The organism is Pseudomonas sp. 2822-17 (assembly GCF_002742485.1).
GTDB lineage: Bacteria > Pseudomonadota > Gammaproteobacteria > Pseudomonadales > Pseudomonadaceae > Aquipseudomonas > Aquipseudomonas cyclaminis.
Genome location: NZ_LJRZ01000441.1, coordinates 29,041 through 45,351, shown reverse-complemented (window position 1 = coordinate 45,351; position 16,311 = coordinate 29,041). Strand labels below are relative to the sequence as shown.

Here is a 16,311-nt window from a genome sequence, read left to right as displayed (position 1 = left end):
GTTTTTTTGATACCGAGGTATCAGCGGTTGAGCGGCGCCACAAACCGGCTGTCGGCAACGCTGTAAATGCCCGGTTCATCCACATCCATGACCTTGAAGCGCAACGTCTGCGAACTGCTCGCCGGTTTATCCGCGAGCAACGCCACCGACACCGGCACATCAATGATTTCCCCCGGCGCCAGGCTGACCTCGGTCTTGCCGTGTAGCTGGAAACCGTCGGCGTCGATCAGTTCCACCCGGTAATCCTGGCGCTGCTGGGTTTTGTTGATGACCTTGAGGCTGTAGATGTTTTCGATCTGGCCCACGGCGTTCTCGCGGAACAGGCCACGGTCCTTGGTCACGTCCAACGACACCATCGGCCGTTCCACCAGGGCTACCACCAGCGCGGCAATCATCACCAGCAGCACCGCACTGTAGCCGATCAGGCGGGGCCGGAGCAGATGGGTCTTGCCGCCTTGCAGTTGATGTTCGCTGGTGTAGCTGACCAGGCCACGGGCATAACCCATCTTGTCCATGATCGAATCGCAGGCATCGATGCACGCCGCGCAGCCGATGCACTCCATTTGCAGGCCGTCGCGGATGTCGATGCCAGTGGGGCAGACCTGTACGCACAGGTGGCAGTCAATGCAATCACCCAGGCCGACATCGGCCGGCCTGACCTCGCGTTTGCGCGGGCCGCGGCTTTCGCCACGGGCGCTGTCGTAGGAAATGGTCAGGGTGTCTTTATCGAACATCACGCTCTGGAATCGCGCATACGGACACATGTGCATGCACACCGCCTCGCGCAGCCAGCCGGCATTGAGGTAGGTGGCCGCGGTGAAAAACAGCACCCAGAACAGGCTCACGCCGCCTATTTCCAGGGTCAGCAGTTCCTCGGCCAACGGGCGGACAGGCGTGAAGTAGCCGACAAAGGTCAGCCCGGTCAGCACGCTGATGCCCAGCCACAAGGTGTGCTTGGCCGAACGCCGCGCCAGTTTGTTCAGGCTCCAGGGCGCCGCTTGCAGCTTGATGCGTTGGTTGCGTTCGCCCTCGGTGACCTTTTCGCACCACATGAACAACCAGGTGAACGAGCTTTGCGGGCAGGTGTAGCCACACCACACACGGCCGGCAAACACCGTGATCGCAAACAGGCCGAAGGCGCAGATGATCAGCAGCGCTGACAGCAGGATGAAATCCTGGGGCCAGAAGGTCGCGCCAAAAATATGGAATTTGCTCTCCGCCAGATCCCACAGCACGGCCTGGCGCCCGCCCCAGTTCAGCCATACGGTGCCGAAAAACGCCAGGAACAGAAAGCCCGCGCCCGCCACGCGAAAGGTGCGGAACAGGCCGGTGAAGCTGCGGGTATGAATCAGGGTGTCGCTGGATTTGGCCTTCACCTTCTTGGGGTGAATGGGTTCAAAGGTTTCCACGGTTGGGATGCGTTCGCTCATGGTCATTCGCTCATCAGCCTCCATCAGGCGGATGAACTATGGGCCGGCGGCTGTTTGCATAACAGACTCAGCTAAAGCGATAAAAAGCGGATCAGATGGCCTGCGGGCCGGGCGCTGCGACAATCTGCTGCACCCCGGCGCGCCTGGGGTGCAGGTTGATTCCAGTGGTGATGACACGGATCAATCAAATCAGCGAACCAGGTTCGGTGGCCTTCACATGCTTACGCCCGTCCGTCGCGCCTTCGACCGTCAGGGCGTCTGCTTCGGCTTCGGTGATGTAGATGCGCTCGCCCGCGAGTTCTACGTAGGACATGGACTTGTCATCGTCCGTCACTATCTTCACGCGGGTGGCAGGCACGCTTTGCTCCTGGCCACTGGAGTCGAGCTTGAAATAGCACAGGTGGTTTTCAATACGCAGCGTCATGTTGGACTCCTTTTTCATCGGCTATGCACCTTAGGGGAGAGTGGCGAGGCAGGGTTCAAGGCAACTGACTGGCGGTAGGCGCTGTCCATGAATTATCGACTTCTTTGAAGGACAGCTTTCATGGACGCTTGGTGGCATGAAGTGTGGCAAACCCTGCAGGCCGAATTCGCCGATATCGGCGATGCCAGGCAACTGACCCAGGTCACCGTGCGCCTGCTGATCGCCGCCTTGCTGGGCGGCATCTTGGGCTTTGAACGCGAGAGCAAGGGCAAGGCGGCCGGGATACGCACCCATATGCTGGTGGCCTTGGGCGCCGCGCTGTTTGTGATGGTGCCGCAGATGTCGGGCAATCAGGCGGACGCCATGAGCCGCGTGGTGCAAGGCGTGATCGCAGGGATCGGCTTTCTCGGCGCCGGCACCATCATTAAAGGCAAGGATGATGAAGAGGGGCATGTCAAAGGCCTGACCACCGCCGCCGGCCTGTGGATGACCGCTGCGATTGGGGTCTCGATCGGGTTGGGCCGGGAATCGACAGCGGTCCTGAGTACGTTGTTGGCGTTGGCGGTGTTCCGCGTCATGCCAAAAATCGTCAAGCGCTTCGAGAAGGACTGACGATCACCGGGGGCATGGTTGTCGGCGGCTCTTCCACGGGGGGTGGCAGATTTTCCGGGGGCTCTTTTTCGGGAATCGGTTCCGGTTCAGTGGGCGGCAGGGTCGGGTTGTCGATATTCGGGTCAGGGGTTTCAGCCGGGATCGGGATATTCATCGGTGTGGCCTCCTTTGTGCTTTGCTCTACCGGTGGACAACCGCCTGGGGGATTTGATTCCCCGCTCAATGGCGGCACATCCACCTGAACTTTTGACCAAGGCTCAGGCTCGGACCTATGACGGCCTTGCTCAGGGAGATCACTGCCGTTTCAGAATTCGGATCAAGCAAAGAGCGTCCACAGGGCGTAAGGGGAAGATGCTCGATGACTGCTGACACTCAGGTTCCAGATAATTGCTCACTGCCGCTGTCCCAGGCGCTGTTGCTGCCCAGGATCGCGATCGAAAGCACCATGCCGGTAATTGATGGCGGTGAATTCGCCGTCAAGGCCGTCGTGGGCCAGCGCGTCAACGTGACCAGCAAGGTATTCGCCGACGGCCACGACAAGCTCGCTGTCCTGATCCGCTGGCGGCCGTTGCAGGACGAAAGCTGGCACAGCGTGGTGATGACCGACGTGGGTAACAATGGCTGGGAGGGCGCGTTTACCGTCACCACCCAAGGCCCTCACGAATACTGCATTGAAGCCTGGATCGATACCTTTGCCAGCTTCTGCTACGAGCTGCGCAAGAAGCACGAAGCCGGCGTGCCGGTCAGCCTGGAGTTGCAGGAAGGCCGCAGCCTGGTGCTGCAGGCCGCCGAACGCAGTGACAACGAACTGCGCGACCGCCTGATGTTGCTGCACCACGAACTCTCCGGCCTGCTGGAAACCGAACAGGTCGCGCTGTTCCTGCACGAAGACAGTGCACACCTGATGACCCAGGCCGATCACCGCGCCTATTTGAGCATCAGCACCGTTTACCCGATCGACGTGGAGCGTGAGGCGGCGCAGTTCGCCAGTTGGTACGAACTGTTTCCGCGCTCGATCACCGACGATCCAGCGCGTCACGGGACCTTCAACGATGTGCACGCACGGCTGCCGATGATCCATGACATGGGGTTCGACGTGCTGTACTTCCCGCCGATCCACCCCATCGGCCGCAGCCACCGCAAGGGCAAGAACAACTCGCTGACCGCCGGCCCCGATGATCCGGGCAGCCCGTACGCCATTGGCAGCGAGGAGGGCGGTCACGAGGCCATTCACCCGCAACTGGGCAGTCGCGACGACTTTCGCCGCCTGGTCCAGGCGGCCGCCGACCACGGGCTGGAAATCGCCCTGGACTTTGCCATCCAGTGCTCTCAGGACCACCCGTGGCTCAAGCAGCATCCGGGCTGGTTCAACTGGCGCCCCGACGGGACGATCAAATACGCTGAAAACCCGCCGAAAAAGTACCAGGACATTGTCAACGTCGACTTCTATGCGGCGGATGCGATTCCGGGTCTCTGGACCGAGTTGCGCGACATCGTGGTGGGCTGGGTGGAAGAGGGCGTGAAGACCTTTCGCGTCGACAACCCCCACACCAAGCCGCTGCCGTTCTGGCAATGGCTGATCAGCGATGTGCGCTTAAAGCACCCCGAGGTGATTTTTCTCGCCGAGGCCTTCACCACGCCGGCGATGATGGCGCGGCTGGGCAAGGTCGGTTATTCCCAGAGCTACACCTATTTCACCTGGCGCAATACCAAGGCCGAGCTGAGCGAGTACTTCACCCAGTTGAACCAGTCGCCGTGGCGCGAGTGCTACCGGCCGAACTTCTTCGTCAACACCCCGGACATCAACCCAGGCTTCCTGCATGAGTCCGGCCGCGCTGGCTTTCTGATCCGCGCCGCGCTGGCGACCATGGGCTCGGGCCTGTGGGGCATGTACTCGGGCTTTGAACTGTGCGAAGCCGCGCCGGTGCCGGGCAAAGAGGAATACCTGGACTCCGAGAAGTACGAGATCCGCGTCCGCGACTTCACCGCCCCCGGCAACATCATCGCCGAGATCGCCCAGCTCAACCGCATCCGCCGACAAAACCCGGCGTTGCAGACACACCTGGGGTTGAAGCTCTACACCGCATGGAACGACAACATCCTGTACTTCGGCAAACGCAGTGAGGAGGGCGACAACTTCATCCTGGTCGCCATCAACCTCGACCCGTTCAATGCCCAGGAAGCGCATTTCGAATTGCCGTTGTGGGAGCTGGGCCTGCCCGATGACGCGCAGACCCAGGGTGAGGACTTGATGAACGGCCATCGCTGGACCTGGTACGGCAAGACCCAGTGGACGCGCCTTGAGCCGCAGATGCCATTCGGGATCTGGCGCATCACCACCTCCTGAGCCTGGTGAAGATCAACATGTGGGAGGGGGCTTATCCCCTCCCACATTGACCGAGTTCAGTTTGAAAGAATTTGAGTATTCCAGGAGTTTCCAATGGCGAAGAAACCCAAGGCTGCCAGCTTCATCAAGGACCCGCTCTGGTACAAGGACGCGGTGATCTACCAGGTTCACGTCAAGTCCTTCTTCGACTCCAACAATGACGGCATCGGTGACTTTCCCGGGCTGATCGCCAAGCTCGACTACATTGCCGACCTCGGCGTGAACACCATCTGGCTGCTGCCGTTCTACCCCTCGCCACGCTGCGATGACGGCTACGACATCGCCGAGTACCGTGGCGTGCACAGTGACTACGGCACCCTGGCCGACGCCAGGCGCTTTATCGCCGAGGCCCACAAACGTGGGTTGCGGGTGATCACCGAGCTGGTGATCAACCACACGTCCGACCAGCACCCGTGGTTCCAGCGCGCCCGCAAGGCCAAGCCCGGTTCGGCGGCGCGAGATTTTTATGTGTGGTCCGATGACGACCAGAAATACGACGGCACGCGGATCATCTTCCTCGACACCGAGAAGTCCAACTGGACCTGGGACCCGGTCGCCGGCCAGTACTTCTGGCACCGTTTCTACTCCCACCAGCCGGACCTCAACTTCGACAACCCGCAAGTGATGAAGGCCGTGCTGTCGGTGATGCGTTACTGGCTGGACATGGGCATTGACGGCCTGCGCCTGGACGCCATCCCGTACCTGATCGAGCGCGACGGCACCAATAACGAGAACCTTGCCGAAACCCACGATGTGCTCAAGCAGATCCGCGCCGAAATCGACACCCATTACCCGGACCGCATGTTGCTGGCCGAAGCCAACCAGTGGCCCGAAGACACCCAGCTGTACTTTGGTGACAAAAAGGGCGACGACGGCGACGAATGCCACATGGCTTTCCACTTCCCGCTGATGCCGCGCATGTACATGGCGCTGGCCCAGGAAGACCGCTTTCCGATCACCGATATCTTGCGCCAGACCCCGGAAATCCCCGCCAACTGCCAGTGGGCGATCTTCCTGCGCAATCACGATGAACTGACCCTGGAAATGGTCACCGACAAAGAGCGCGACTACCTGTGGAACTACTACGCCGCTGACCGTCGCGCGCGCATCAACCTGGGCATTCGCCGACGCCTGGCACCGCTGCTGGAACGCGATCGCCGCCGCGTGGAACTGCTCAACAGCCTGCTGCTGTCGATGCCCGGCACGCCGACCCTGTATTACGGCGACGAAATCGGCATGGGCGATAACATCTACCTCGGCGACCGCGACGGTGTGCGCACGCCGATGCAGTGGTCCATCGACCGCAACGGCGGCTTCTCCCGCGCCGACCCGGCCAGCCTGGTGCTGCCGCCGATCATGGACCCGCTGTACGGCTACCAGTCGGTCAACGTCGAAACCCAGACCCAAGACCCGCACTCACTGCTCAACTGGAACCGACGCATGTTGGCGGTGCGCAAGCAATCCAAGGCGTTTGGCCGGGGCAGTCTGAAAATGCTCTCGCCGAGCAATCGCAGAATCCTCGCCTACACCCGTGAATACACCGGGGAAGACGGTCGCACGGAAATCATCCTGTGCGTGGCCAACGTGTCCCGCAGTGCCCAGGCCGCCGAACTGGACCTGTCGGCCTTCGCCGGGATGGTGCCGGTGGAGATGCTCGGCGGCAACGCGTTCCCGCCCATCGGCCAGTTGAATTTCCTGCTGACCCTGGCGCCCTATGGCTTCTATTGGTTTGGATTGGCGGCGCAGAACCAGATGCCCAGCTGGCATGTGGAACCGGCTCAAAGCATCCCCGACTTCACTACTCTGGTACTTAAAAAACGCATGGAAGAATTGCTCGAAGACCCTTGCCGCACCACCCTGGAGCAGACTTCCTTGCCGGCCTGGCTGCCCAAGCGGCGCTGGTTCGCGGGCAAGGACACCGCTATCGACAACGTGCACATCGCTTACGGCGTGCGGTTTGGCGACCCGGAGCATCCGGTGTTGCTCAGTGAAATTGACGTTACCAGCGGCGGCCAGGTCAGTCGCTATCAACTGCCGTTCGGTTTCCTGAGCGAAGACCAGTTCACCAGTGCCTTGCCGCAGCAATTGGCCCTGGCCCGTGTGCGGCGCACGCGGCAGGTAGGGTTGGTCACGGATGCCTTCAGCCTGGAGCACTTTATCCGCGCCGTGATCCAGGGCCTGCAGGCCGGTACGGTGCTAAGCTCCAGCGAAGGCGACCTGCGCTTTGAAGCCACGCCCCATCTGGCGCCGTTGCAACTGACCGATGACGCCCAAGTGCGCTATTTGTCGGCCGAGCAGTCCAACAGTTCGGTGGTGGTGGGCGAGTGCCTGGTGCTCAAGCTGATCCGCAAAGTCAGCGCCGGTGTGCACCCGGAGCTGGAAATGAGCGCCTACCTGACCGCCGCCGATTACCCGAACATCTCGCCGCTGCTGGGCTCGATGATTCGCCGCGACGCCGACGGCCAGGACAACCTGCTGATGATCGCCCAGGGTTACCTGAGCAATCAGGGCGACGCCTGGAGCTGGACCCAGAACAACCTGGAACGCGCCATTCGCGACGAACTGGCGCAGGCCATCTCCGAGCAGGACCAGCACTACAACGCCTTGGGCGAATTGGCGGACTTTGCGGGGCTACTCGGCCAGCGCCTGGGGGAAATGCACTTGGTGCTGGGCGCGAAGACCACCAACAAGGACTTCAAGCCCGAGGTCACTACCGCCAAGGACACCCAGGCCTGGGCCAAGGACGTCGGCGCGCAGATCGAACGTGCGTTGCAGTTGCTCAAGCTGCATCAAACCCAATTGAACCCTGCGGATCAGGCGTTGGTCAGTGACTTGCTGGCGCAGAAAAAAGCCATCGGCGCCCAGGTCCAGGCGTTGGCGAAAGCCACGTTGGGCGGTCTGCGCATTCGGGTCCACGGTGATTTGCACCTGGGCCAGGTGCTGGTGGTGAAGGGCGATGCCTACCTGATCGACTTTGAAGGCGAGCCAGCCAGGCCGCTGCATGAGCGGCGTGGCAAGCACAGCCCGTATAAAGATGTGAGCGGTGTGCTGCGCTCGTTTGATTACGCAGCGGCCATGGCCCTGAATGTGCAAGGCGCGGATCACTCGCCACAAGCCGATCAGGCCCGCCGGCGTGTGACCGAACGCTACCTGAATGAAGCACGCGAGGCATTTATCCAGGCTTATCAGGCAGCTACGTCTACACTGGCGCATGACTGGCAGGATGCCAAAGGCCAGGACGCCGCGCTGACATTGTTCAGCCTGGAAAAGGCCGCGTACGAAGTGGCTTACGAAGCGGAAAACCGCCCGACCTGGCTACCGGTGCCCCTGCAAGGGCTGCACGGTCTGCTCAGCGGGCTAATACCTCTATCTGACACTGCACGCGGTGGGGAGACGTCATGAATTACACGCATAAAGAACCGCTGCAGCCCAAGTTGACTGCCATGCCGGCGTCCAAGGACGTCGATGCGCTGGTGCGCGCCGAGCACCACGACCCGTTCTCGATCCTCGGGCCCCATGAAGACGAGCAGGGCGGGCAATTTATCCGCGCATTCCTGCCCGAAGCCCTGAGCGTCCAGGTGTTGGCGCAAGGCAGCGGCGAGCCCATCGGCAGCCTGGACGCGACCCAGGTGCCGGGCCTGTTTGTCGGGCACTTCATCACGCGCCAGCCCTACCTGTTGAAAATCCAATGGGCCGGCGGTGAACAGATCACCGAAGACCCTTACAGTTTCAGCCAATTATTGCTGGGGGAAATGGACCTGTACCTGTTTGCCGAAGGCAACCACCGCGACCTCAGCAGCTGCCTGGGCGCCCAGGTGACCAGCGTCGACGGCGTGCAGGGCGTACGCTTTGCCGTATGGGCGCCGAATGCGCGGCGGGTGTCGGTGGTGGGCGACTTCAATATCTGGGACGGGCGCCGTCATCCGATGCGCCTGCGCCATCCTTCGGGCGTGTGGGAGTTGTTTATCCCACGTCTGCAACCGGGCGCTGCCTACAAGTACGAGATCCTCGGCGCCAACGGAATCTTGCCGCTCAAAGCCGACCCCATGGCACTGGCCACCCAACTGCCGCCGGACACGGCGTCGAAAGTTGCGCCGCCGTTGCAGGTGGACTGGCAAGACCATGAGTGGATGCAGTCGCGTAGCGAGAAGCAGAAACCCACCGCGCCGCTGTCGATCTACGAGCTGCACGTCGGTTCCTGGCAATGCGAGCTGGACGAAGCCGGCGAAGTCGCCCGCCAATATGGCTGGCGTGAACTGGCGGAACGCCTGGTCCCGTACGTGCAGCAATTGGGTTTCACCCATATCGAATTGATGCCAATCATGGAGCACCCGTTTGGCGGCTCCTGGGGTTATCAGGCCTTGTCGCAGTTCGCCCCAACTGCGCGCTTTGGTTCGCCGGAAGATTTCGCCTATTTCGTCAACGCCCTGCACCAGGCCGATATCGGCGTGATTCTGGACTGGGTACCGGCGCATTTCCCCACCGATACCCACGGCCTCGCCCAGTTCGACGGCACCGCGCTGTATGAATATGCCAACCCGCTGGAAGGCTTCCACCAGGATTGGGACACGCTGATCTACAACCTGGGCCGCACCGAGGTGCACGGCTTTATGCTGGCCTCGGCCCTGCACTGGCTCAAGCATTTCCATATCGACGGCCTGCGTGTGGATGCGGTGGCGTCGATGCTGTACCGCGACTATTCGCGCAAGGCCGGCGAGTGGGTGCCCAACCGCCACGGCGGCCGCGAGAACCTGGAAGCCATCGACTTCCTGCGCCACCTCAATGACGTGGTAGCCCTGGAAGCCCCCGGCGCCCTGGTGATCGCCGAGGAATCCACCGCCTGGCCCGGCGTGAGCCAGCCCACCCAACAGGGCGGCCTGGGGTTCAACTACAAATGGAACATGGGCTGGATGCACGACTCGCTGCATTACATCCAGCAAGACCCGGTCTACCGCGCCCATCACCACAACGAACTGAGCTTCGGCCTGGTGTATGCCTGGTCCGAGCGTTTCATCCTGCCGATTTCCCATGATGAAGTGGTACACGGCAAGCATTCGTTGATCGACAAGATGCCCGGCGACCGCTGGCAGAAGTTTGCCAACCTGCGTGCCTACCTGGCGTTCATGTGGATGCATCCCGGCAAGAAACTGTTGTTCATGGGCTGCGAGTTCGGCCAGTGGCGCGAGTGGAACCACGACCAGCAACTGGACTGGTACCTCTTGCAGTACGCAGAGCACAAAGGCGTGCAGAAGCTGGTCGGTGACTTGAACCGTCTGTACCGCGAAGAGCCAGCCCTGCACGAACAGGACGATGCGCCACAAGGCTTCCAATGGCTGATCGGCGATGACGCGATCAACAGCGTCTACGCCTGGCTGCGCTGGAGCAAGGACGGTAAGCCCGTCCTGGTGGTGGCTAACTTCACCCCGGTGCCCCGCGAGGCCTATGCCGTCGGCGTGCCGTTTGCCGGACGCTGGAGCGAAGTGATCAACAGTGATGCGGACATGTATGCCGGTTCCAATTTCGGCAACGGCGGCGAAGTCTTTACCCAGGATGAGCCGCGCCATGGTCAACCGGTGTCACTGTCGCTGAATTTACCGCCGCTGGGCGTGCTGATTCTGCGGCCTGAAGGGGCTTGACCGCTCTGCTGTGCGGGATTCAGTTGTCCGCGGTGCTGGCAGGGTGCCACAATGGCGCCTTTGTCGCGGCAGTCGAATCAGGCGAATTTCATGAATGGCCTTGGGCGTGAGCAGGACCAGGATTGCTTTATAGAGCAGCAGGTGCGGACCGACCGTCTGCACCAGCTGTTCCGGCAGTCATTTGCCGCCATCTTCGGCAGTTACCTGGCGGCTGTCATGCTCTGCTGGCTGTGTTGGGAACGCTTCGATCGCGATGTCATGCTGGTGTGGCTGGCGGTGCTTTCGGTGTCGTCGCTGCTGCGGGTCAAGATGTTCATGGACTGGTTTCGCTGCCCCAACAGTGAGCGCACGCCGGATCGTTGGGAGCGCCGCTACTGGGTTACGTTGATGCTGTCCGCCGGCGTCTGGGGCATCGGTGCGTTAGCGGTGATGCCGCCGGATGACCGGCTGTCCCAGGCACTGGTCATGTTGTTCACCGTGGGCATGTCGGTCAGCGCGGTGTCGTGTTATTCGGCCTATCGCTACATGACGCTGGTGTCCATCGGCCTGGTGTTGCTGCCTTGCACTGTGTGGCTGCTGTTCCAGCCGTCGTCCATGCAGGTGGGGGTCGCCATCGCGGTGCTGGTGTTCGCCACCTTTGTCGCCAGCGCCACGCGTAAATTGTCCGATGCGCTGGAGAAGGCGTTTCGCCTGACCCGGCAAATGGAACGCGCCCACAGCATTTCCGCGCGCGCCGCACAAACCGACGAACTGACCGGGCTGATGAACCGCCGCGCGTTTTTCGAACATGCCCACCTGCTCTACGCGCAGTGCCGACACAACCAGCAGCCGCTGTGCGCGCTGATGATGGACATGGACCACTTCAAGCACATCAATGACACCTACGGCCACCAGGCCGGCGATCAGGTGTTGCGCCAGATTGGCGGCGTGATCAGTGCCTCATTCCGTAAATCTGATGTGTATGGCCGCCTGGGCGGCGAGGAGTTTGCGGTGTTGCTGCCCAATACCTCGCTGGAAGCCGCGCAGGCCATTGCCGAGCAGTTGGTCGAGTCGATTTCCGGGCTGGCGGTCGAGCCGGTCAAGGGGCTTTCGGCAAGCTTGGGCGTGGCCTCGACCCAAGCCCAGGATGAGGACCTGCATGGCCTGATGAACACCGCCGACAAAGCGCTGTACCGGGCCAAGGCGCTGGGCCGCAATCAGGTGGCCGTGGCGCAGTAGGGTGGCGTTCAGTCCTTGAGCATCGCCTTGACCAGCACCCGCGACACCTGCTCGGCCGAGTAAGGCTTGGGCAGGAATTCGAAGCCTTCGTAGCCGCAGTCTGCCAACTCGTCGCTGTAGCCCGAGGTCAACACCACTGGCAGGTCTGCCCGGCGCTGGCGCAGCAATTTGGCCATGACGACGCCCGTGATACCGGGCATGACCACGTCGGAGAAAATCACATCGAAGGCCATTGCATCCTGGCCGGCCAAGGTCAGGGCTTGCTCGGCATCGGTCGCCCAGGTGGTCTGGTAGCCCAGGTCTTGAAGGATCTGGCTGGCAAAGCGCCCGACTTCCAGGTTGTCCTCCACGATCAGCACCCGGCACTCGGTGGTGTCGTGGGGCGCGGCGAGCGTTTCCTGAGGGCTGGGCGGTTGCGATGCCTGGGCTTCGACCTGGGGCAGGTACAGGGTGAATACGCTGCCTTGGCCGGGCGTGCTGGACACATCGATATTGCCCCCCGACTGCTTGGCAAACCCGAAGACCTGGGACAGGCCCAGTCCCGTGCCCTTGCCGACTGCCTTGGTGGTGAAGAACGGTTCGAAAATCCGCTCCACGGCGTCGGCCTCGATACCCGGCCCGGTATCGGCGATGGCGATGGCGATGTAGGGCTGGCGTGATCCCGCGTCGCCACGGATGCGTGGCAGCGCCTGTCGGCCGGCGACCCGCAGGCTCAGCGTGCCCTGGCCGCCCATGGCGTCCCGTGCATTGAGGGCGATGTTGATCAGGGAGGTTTCGAATTGGCTGGCGTCGATACGTGCGAAACAGGCCAAGGGCGGCAACTCGACCTGCACCTGAATGCGTGCGCCGGTGACGCTTTCGAGCATCTCGCCAATGTTCTGGACCCGCTGGCCCACGTCGAAGACTTCCGGGTTGAGCGGTTGGCGGCGGGCAAAGGCGAGCAACTGGCTGGTCAGCTTGCTGGCGCGCTCCACGGTATCCGACACCGCGCCCATGTAGCGCTGGCGCCGTTCTTCCGACAGGCCTGGCTGCCGCAGAAAATCCACCGACGAGCGAATGATCGTCAGCAGGTTGTTGAAGTCATGGGCGACGCCGCCGGTCAATTGGCCGATGGCTTCGAGTTTCTGGGATTGGCGCAGCGCAGCTTCGGCCTGGGCCAGCGCCTGGGTGCGTTCTTCCACCCGTTGTTCCAGGTAGGTGTTCAACTCTGCATACGCTGCCAGGCCTTCACGCACATCGGCATCAGCGCGCACGCGCTCGATATGCGCCCAGGAACGTTCGGTGACTTCGCGCAGCAAGGCCAGGTCGTAGGGTGACCAGGCCCGTGCGGATTTGTCGTGGACGGCCATCAAGGCAGTCAGGCGGCCGTTCTTGATCAGCGGCATGCAGATGGTGGCGGTTACCCCCAGCGCCTGGAAAGCCGCAGATTCTTCCGGCGGCAGCTCGCGCAGGTTGTCGTAGATCACCAGGGGCTCGCCGCCCCGCAGGCAGTTGACGGCCTTCTCGCCGAACCCCGCCAGGCTGTAGCGGCCGATGATGCTCGGCGAGCCGGGCGCGGTCCAATTGTCGCGGATGGTAAAGCCGTCTTCATCGGCGTCCATGTCGGCGTAGGCGCAATTGCTCACTTGCAGGTGTTCGGCGAGCAACTGTGTGGTGTGGGTCAGGATGGCTTGGGCATCAGTCGCATTGACCACCGCATGGCCGATGGCATCCAGCACCGCCAGGCGCCGGGCGAGGAATACGGTGGGCGTGGTTTCGGTCACGGTGTCGAGCAGGCCGACCACGCGGCCCTGGGAGTCGCGGATCGGGCTGTAGCAGAAGGTGAAATACGCCTGTTCCCGTGCCTGGCCGCGTTCAATCACCAACGGGAAATTTTCAATATAAGTCGCGTGCCCCTGGAACGCCGCGTCGGCGATGGGGCTGATGTCGGACCACGCCTCGCGCCAGATGTCACTGAACGGGCGGCCCAGGGCATAGGGCTTATTGCCCAGGATCGGAACGAACGCGTCGTTGTAGATCGTGATGAGATGCGGGCCCCAGACAATGGCCTGGGGAAAGCTCGACGCGAAACACAGCGCAACGGTGGTTTTCAAAACGTCCGGCCATTGCTCCAAGGGACCGAGCGGCGTGTTGGCCCAATCATGCTGACGTACCCGTTCAGCCATGTCGCTGCTGCTTTGCAGCCAATTCATCATTGGGGAAACACCTTGTAATCCAGAGTCTTCAGCGCGCCTTTCAGTGTGTGGCGCAAAGCTACAGACCCGCTTGGACGCTGCCAGTTCAGCATAATTATCCAATAGATGGCAATTTGATGCTCTATTCATTTGAGTAGAGTTGAGCCGCTGGGGTTGGGCAATTGCCCACCCCTTATTGCGTGCCGAACAAACCGGTCCAGTAGATGCCCGCATCACTCTTCGGGTCCATGGCGTAGGCCGCGCCCAGTTCGCGAAATTGCGGGTTCATCAGGTTGGCACAATGGCCGGGGCTGGCGAGCCAGCCGTCGACCACCTTGCGCGGGGTATCGAGGCCGGCGGCGATGTTTTCGCCGATGTTCTTCGCGATGTACCCGGCCAGTTCGGCGCGATCGCCCGGCGTGCGGCCGTCGTGGTCCAGATGGTCGAAGAAATTGCCGTTGGCCATGTTACGTGTGTGGCTGTTGGCGGCGCTGGCGAGGGTGTCATTCCACGACAGCGGGGTGGTCGCGGTAAACGCCTGGGTGCCGCATTGGCGCGGCTGAATGCGGGCGGCGTTGATCAGGTCGAGCAGTTTGCGGCCTTCGGTCTGCCAATCCCCCAGGCCGCTGGACAGCAAGGGGCGGGCCAGCACGATGCGCCAGTCCTGGCCGCTGTTGCTCACGCCGATGTCGATAAATTGCGGGTCCAGGACCACCCGGCAGAAACTCTCGCGCACCGCCTTCATGGCAGCCTGGGCATCCTTGGGACCGGACAGGCTGATGGCCTGCACATTCACCATCGGGTACGCGGCCCGGGCCAGCGCCTGCTGCAGGTCGCCGACGTTAGTGGCCGGCAGCACCAGCCGGGTGTCGCTGGCCAGCGGTGGCAGTTCCTGGGAACCCTGGTCGCCGCAGCGCTGGACCTGGCTGCGGTACTCGTTGATCTGTTGCACCAGCTGACTTTCTTCATTCGCCATCGCGCTGGCGCAGAACACCGAACTGGCGGCCAGCGTCGTAAGACCCATCATCAATGACAGAACGCGCATGGACGTTACCCTTGAGCTTGAAAGCGCCCATGATGCGCGATGTAACCCGGTCTGGCGCAACGCCTTTTTTGTTTTTTTGCCTCAACGGAGGTGATGAAGGCCATTCACGGCGTGGTTGCGGCCCCATGCCATCACTGCGGCAAGAAGGATCAGCCCGGACGCTGCGCCGAAGGTAGCGTGCAGGCCATTTGCCACGGACTGCGCGGTGGCGTGGGTCACATCCGGGGTTGCCCATGCGAACACCGCGCCGAGTGCCGAAGCACCGACAATCAGGCCGAGGTTGCGCGACAGGTTCAACAGGCCCGAGACAGTACCGCGCCGCGTCGCCTCGACATCGCGCATCACCGCGGTGGTGTTCGCCGCCTGGAACAGGCTGTAGCCCGCAGTCAACACAATCAGCGCGCCCAGGTAGCTGAGCAACCCTGAAGCCACCGTCAGCCACAGCGCGCCGCACAGCAGAATGCCGAGCCCGCCGCAGGTCATGCGTTGGCTGCCCAGGCGGTCGGTCAGGCGTCCCGCCGGTATGCCGGTGACAGCCGCGACGCATGGCCCGACGGCCATGGTCAGGCCCATCCAGGCGGGGTCAAGCCCCAAGCCACGAGACAGGTAAAACGGCCCGACGACGAAAGTGGCCATGATGACCGCCGCCACCAGCGCACTCATCGCCAGGCCTGTGCGCAATGGCGGATCCTTTAATAGCGCCCAGAACCGGTGGCCGCTGGAGGCTGGCGCAGGGTGTCGATCCACCGGCAGAAAACGCCAGGCAAGGGCAGCCGCCAGCAGTCCGAGCGGGACGCCCACCAGAAACAATGCCCGCCAGCCCAACAGGCTTAGCAGCACTCCGCCGACGCTGGGGCCCATGGCGGTGCCCACGGCCGACATCGTGCCGAGCAAACCCATCACCCGGCCGGTGCGTTCCTTGGTCACGGTATCGCCGACCATGCCCAGGGCCATGGCCATCATGACCGCCGCGCCAAGCCCTTGCAGGATGCGTGCAGCAATCAGCATGTCGAGAGTGGCCGCCGCGCCGCACAGCCCGCAGGCCAGACTGAACAGCAGCAAGCCGCCGAGCAGCAGCCGACGCCGTCCCAGGCGATCACCCAGGCGGCCGGCGCTGACAATCACCGCCGTGATCGCCAGCAGATACGCCAGCACCACCCACTGCACGGCGTGAAACGACGCGTCGAACGCCTGCGCCAGGCTGGGCAGGCCGACATTGGCGATGCTGGTGCCCAGTGACGCCAGCAGCATGGACAGCGACAGGCTGATGAGGCTGCCGCGTGGGGAAGGGGACATGGGCAATTCCTTGAGTGAAAGCAACTGTCACAACTCTACGGCGTCGCCTAATATGGCGGAAGACGCAGGTTATGCAGCAAATACCTGCAC

Annotated in this window: 11 protein-coding genes; 5 read left to right on the top strand and 6 right to left on the bottom strand. The window is 62.4% G+C overall.

Annotation, left to right across the window (positions count from 1 at the left end):
- Positions 1-20: 20 nt before the first annotated feature.
- The gene (ccoG, locus tag AOA60_RS15530) at positions 21-1,430 is read right to left on the bottom strand and encodes a cytochrome c oxidase accessory protein CcoG (protein WP_099585262.1); all 1,410 of its coding nucleotides are present in this window, start codon (positions 1,428-1,430) and stop codon (positions 21-23) included.
- 184 nt (positions 1,431-1,614) lie between these two features.
- On the bottom strand, positions 1,615-1,854 hold the full coding sequence (locus AOA60_RS15525) for a DUF3203 family protein (protein WP_099585175.1): 240 nt from the start codon (positions 1,852-1,854) through the stop codon (positions 1,615-1,617).
- A 120-nt stretch (positions 1,855-1,974) separates the two neighbouring features.
- Between AOA60_RS15525 and AOA60_RS15520 the strand changes: the two genes are divergently transcribed.
- Positions 1,975-2,466, top strand: coding sequence for an MgtC/SapB family protein (locus tag AOA60_RS15520; RefSeq protein WP_099585174.1), 492 nt, complete (start codon positions 1,975-1,977; stop codon positions 2,464-2,466).
- Here AOA60_RS15520 and AOA60_RS33040 read toward each other — a convergent pair.
- Complete coding sequence (locus AOA60_RS33040) at positions 2,444-2,620, bottom strand: hypothetical protein (protein WP_178075366.1); 177 nt, start codon at positions 2,618-2,620, stop codon at positions 2,444-2,446. The genes AOA60_RS15520 and AOA60_RS33040 overlap by 23 nt on opposite strands.
- A gap of 204 nt (positions 2,621-2,824) precedes the next feature.
- On the opposite strand from AOA60_RS33040, the gene AOA60_RS15515 reads away from it, so the two are divergent.
- The 4 genes from AOA60_RS15515 to AOA60_RS15500 all read left to right on the top strand — a co-directional run bounded on the left by AOA60_RS15515 (position 2,825) and on the right by AOA60_RS15500 (position 11,706).
- On the top strand, positions 2,825-4,813 hold the full coding sequence (locus AOA60_RS15515) for an alpha-1,4-glucan--maltose-1-phosphate maltosyltransferase (protein ID WP_099585173.1): 1,989 nt from the start codon (positions 2,825-2,827) through the stop codon (positions 4,811-4,813).
- 93 nt (positions 4,814-4,906) lie between these two features.
- Positions 4,907-8,254, top strand: coding sequence for a maltose alpha-D-glucosyltransferase (gene treS, locus AOA60_RS15510; protein ID WP_099585172.1), 3,348 nt, complete (start codon positions 4,907-4,909; stop codon positions 8,252-8,254).
- On the top strand, positions 8,251-10,488 hold the full coding sequence (glgB, locus tag AOA60_RS15505) for a 1,4-alpha-glucan branching protein GlgB (RefSeq protein ID WP_099585171.1): 2,238 nt from the start codon (positions 8,251-8,253) through the stop codon (positions 10,486-10,488). The genes treS and glgB overlap by 4 nt, the downstream gene beginning before the upstream one ends.
- Positions 10,489-10,539: 51 nt before the next feature.
- Entirely contained in the window at positions 10,540-11,706 is a 1,167-nt protein-coding gene (locus AOA60_RS15500) for a diguanylate cyclase (protein ID WP_099585170.1), read from the top strand.
- Between the two features lie 8 nt (positions 11,707-11,714).
- On the opposite strand, the gene AOA60_RS15495 is transcribed toward AOA60_RS15500, so the two are convergent.
- The 3 genes from AOA60_RS15495 to AOA60_RS15485 all read right to left on the bottom strand — a co-directional run bounded on the left by AOA60_RS15495 (position 11,715) and on the right by AOA60_RS15485 (position 16,221).
- The gene (locus AOA60_RS15495; RefSeq protein WP_099585169.1) at positions 11,715-13,901 is read right to left on the bottom strand and encodes a GAF domain-containing protein; all 2,187 of its coding nucleotides are present in this window, start codon (positions 13,899-13,901) and stop codon (positions 11,715-11,717) included.
- A 172-nt stretch (positions 13,902-14,073) separates the two neighbouring features.
- Positions 14,074-14,925 (bottom strand): CAP domain-containing protein, encoded by an 852-nt coding sequence (locus tag AOA60_RS15490; protein ID WP_099585168.1) that lies wholly within the window; start codon positions 14,923-14,925, stop codon positions 14,074-14,076.
- An 81-nt stretch (positions 14,926-15,006) separates the two neighbouring features.
- A complete protein-coding gene (locus AOA60_RS15485; RefSeq protein WP_099585167.1) occupies positions 15,007-16,221 on the bottom strand; it encodes an MFS transporter in 1,215 nt (404 codons plus the stop codon).
- Positions 16,222-16,311: the final 90 nt, after the last annotated feature.

Coding starts and splice junctions, on each gene's coding strand:
- ccoG (WP_099585262.1), bottom strand. CDS start 1,430: ATGAGCGAACGCATCCCAACCGTGGAAACCTTTGAACCCATTCACCCC.
- AOA60_RS15525 (WP_099585175.1), bottom strand. CDS start 1,854: ATGACGCTGCGTATTGAAAACCACCTGTGCTATTTCAAGCTCGACTCC.
- AOA60_RS15520 (WP_099585174.1), top strand. CDS start 1,975: ATGGACGCTTGGTGGCATGAAGTGTGGCAAACCCTGCAGGCCGAATTC.
- AOA60_RS33040 (WP_178075366.1), bottom strand. CDS start 2,620: ATGAATATCCCGATCCCGGCTGAAACCCCTGACCCGAATATCGACAAC.
- AOA60_RS15515 (WP_099585173.1), top strand. CDS start 2,825: ATGACTGCTGACACTCAGGTTCCAGATAATTGCTCACTGCCGCTGTCC.
- treS (WP_099585172.1), top strand. CDS start 4,907: ATGGCGAAGAAACCCAAGGCTGCCAGCTTCATCAAGGACCCGCTCTGG.
- glgB (WP_099585171.1), top strand. CDS start 8,251: ATGAATTACACGCATAAAGAACCGCTGCAGCCCAAGTTGACTGCCATG.
- AOA60_RS15500 (WP_099585170.1), top strand. CDS start 10,540: ATGGCGCCTTTGTCGCGGCAGTCGAATCAGGCGAATTTCATGAATGGC.
- AOA60_RS15495 (WP_099585169.1), bottom strand. CDS start 13,901: ATGATGAATTGGCTGCAAAGCAGCAGCGACATGGCTGAACGGGTACGT.
- AOA60_RS15490 (WP_099585168.1), bottom strand. CDS start 14,925: ATGCGCGTTCTGTCATTGATGATGGGTCTTACGACGCTGGCCGCCAGT.
- AOA60_RS15485 (WP_099585167.1), bottom strand. CDS start 16,221: ATGTCCCCTTCCCCACGCGGCAGCCTCATCAGCCTGTCGCTGTCCATG.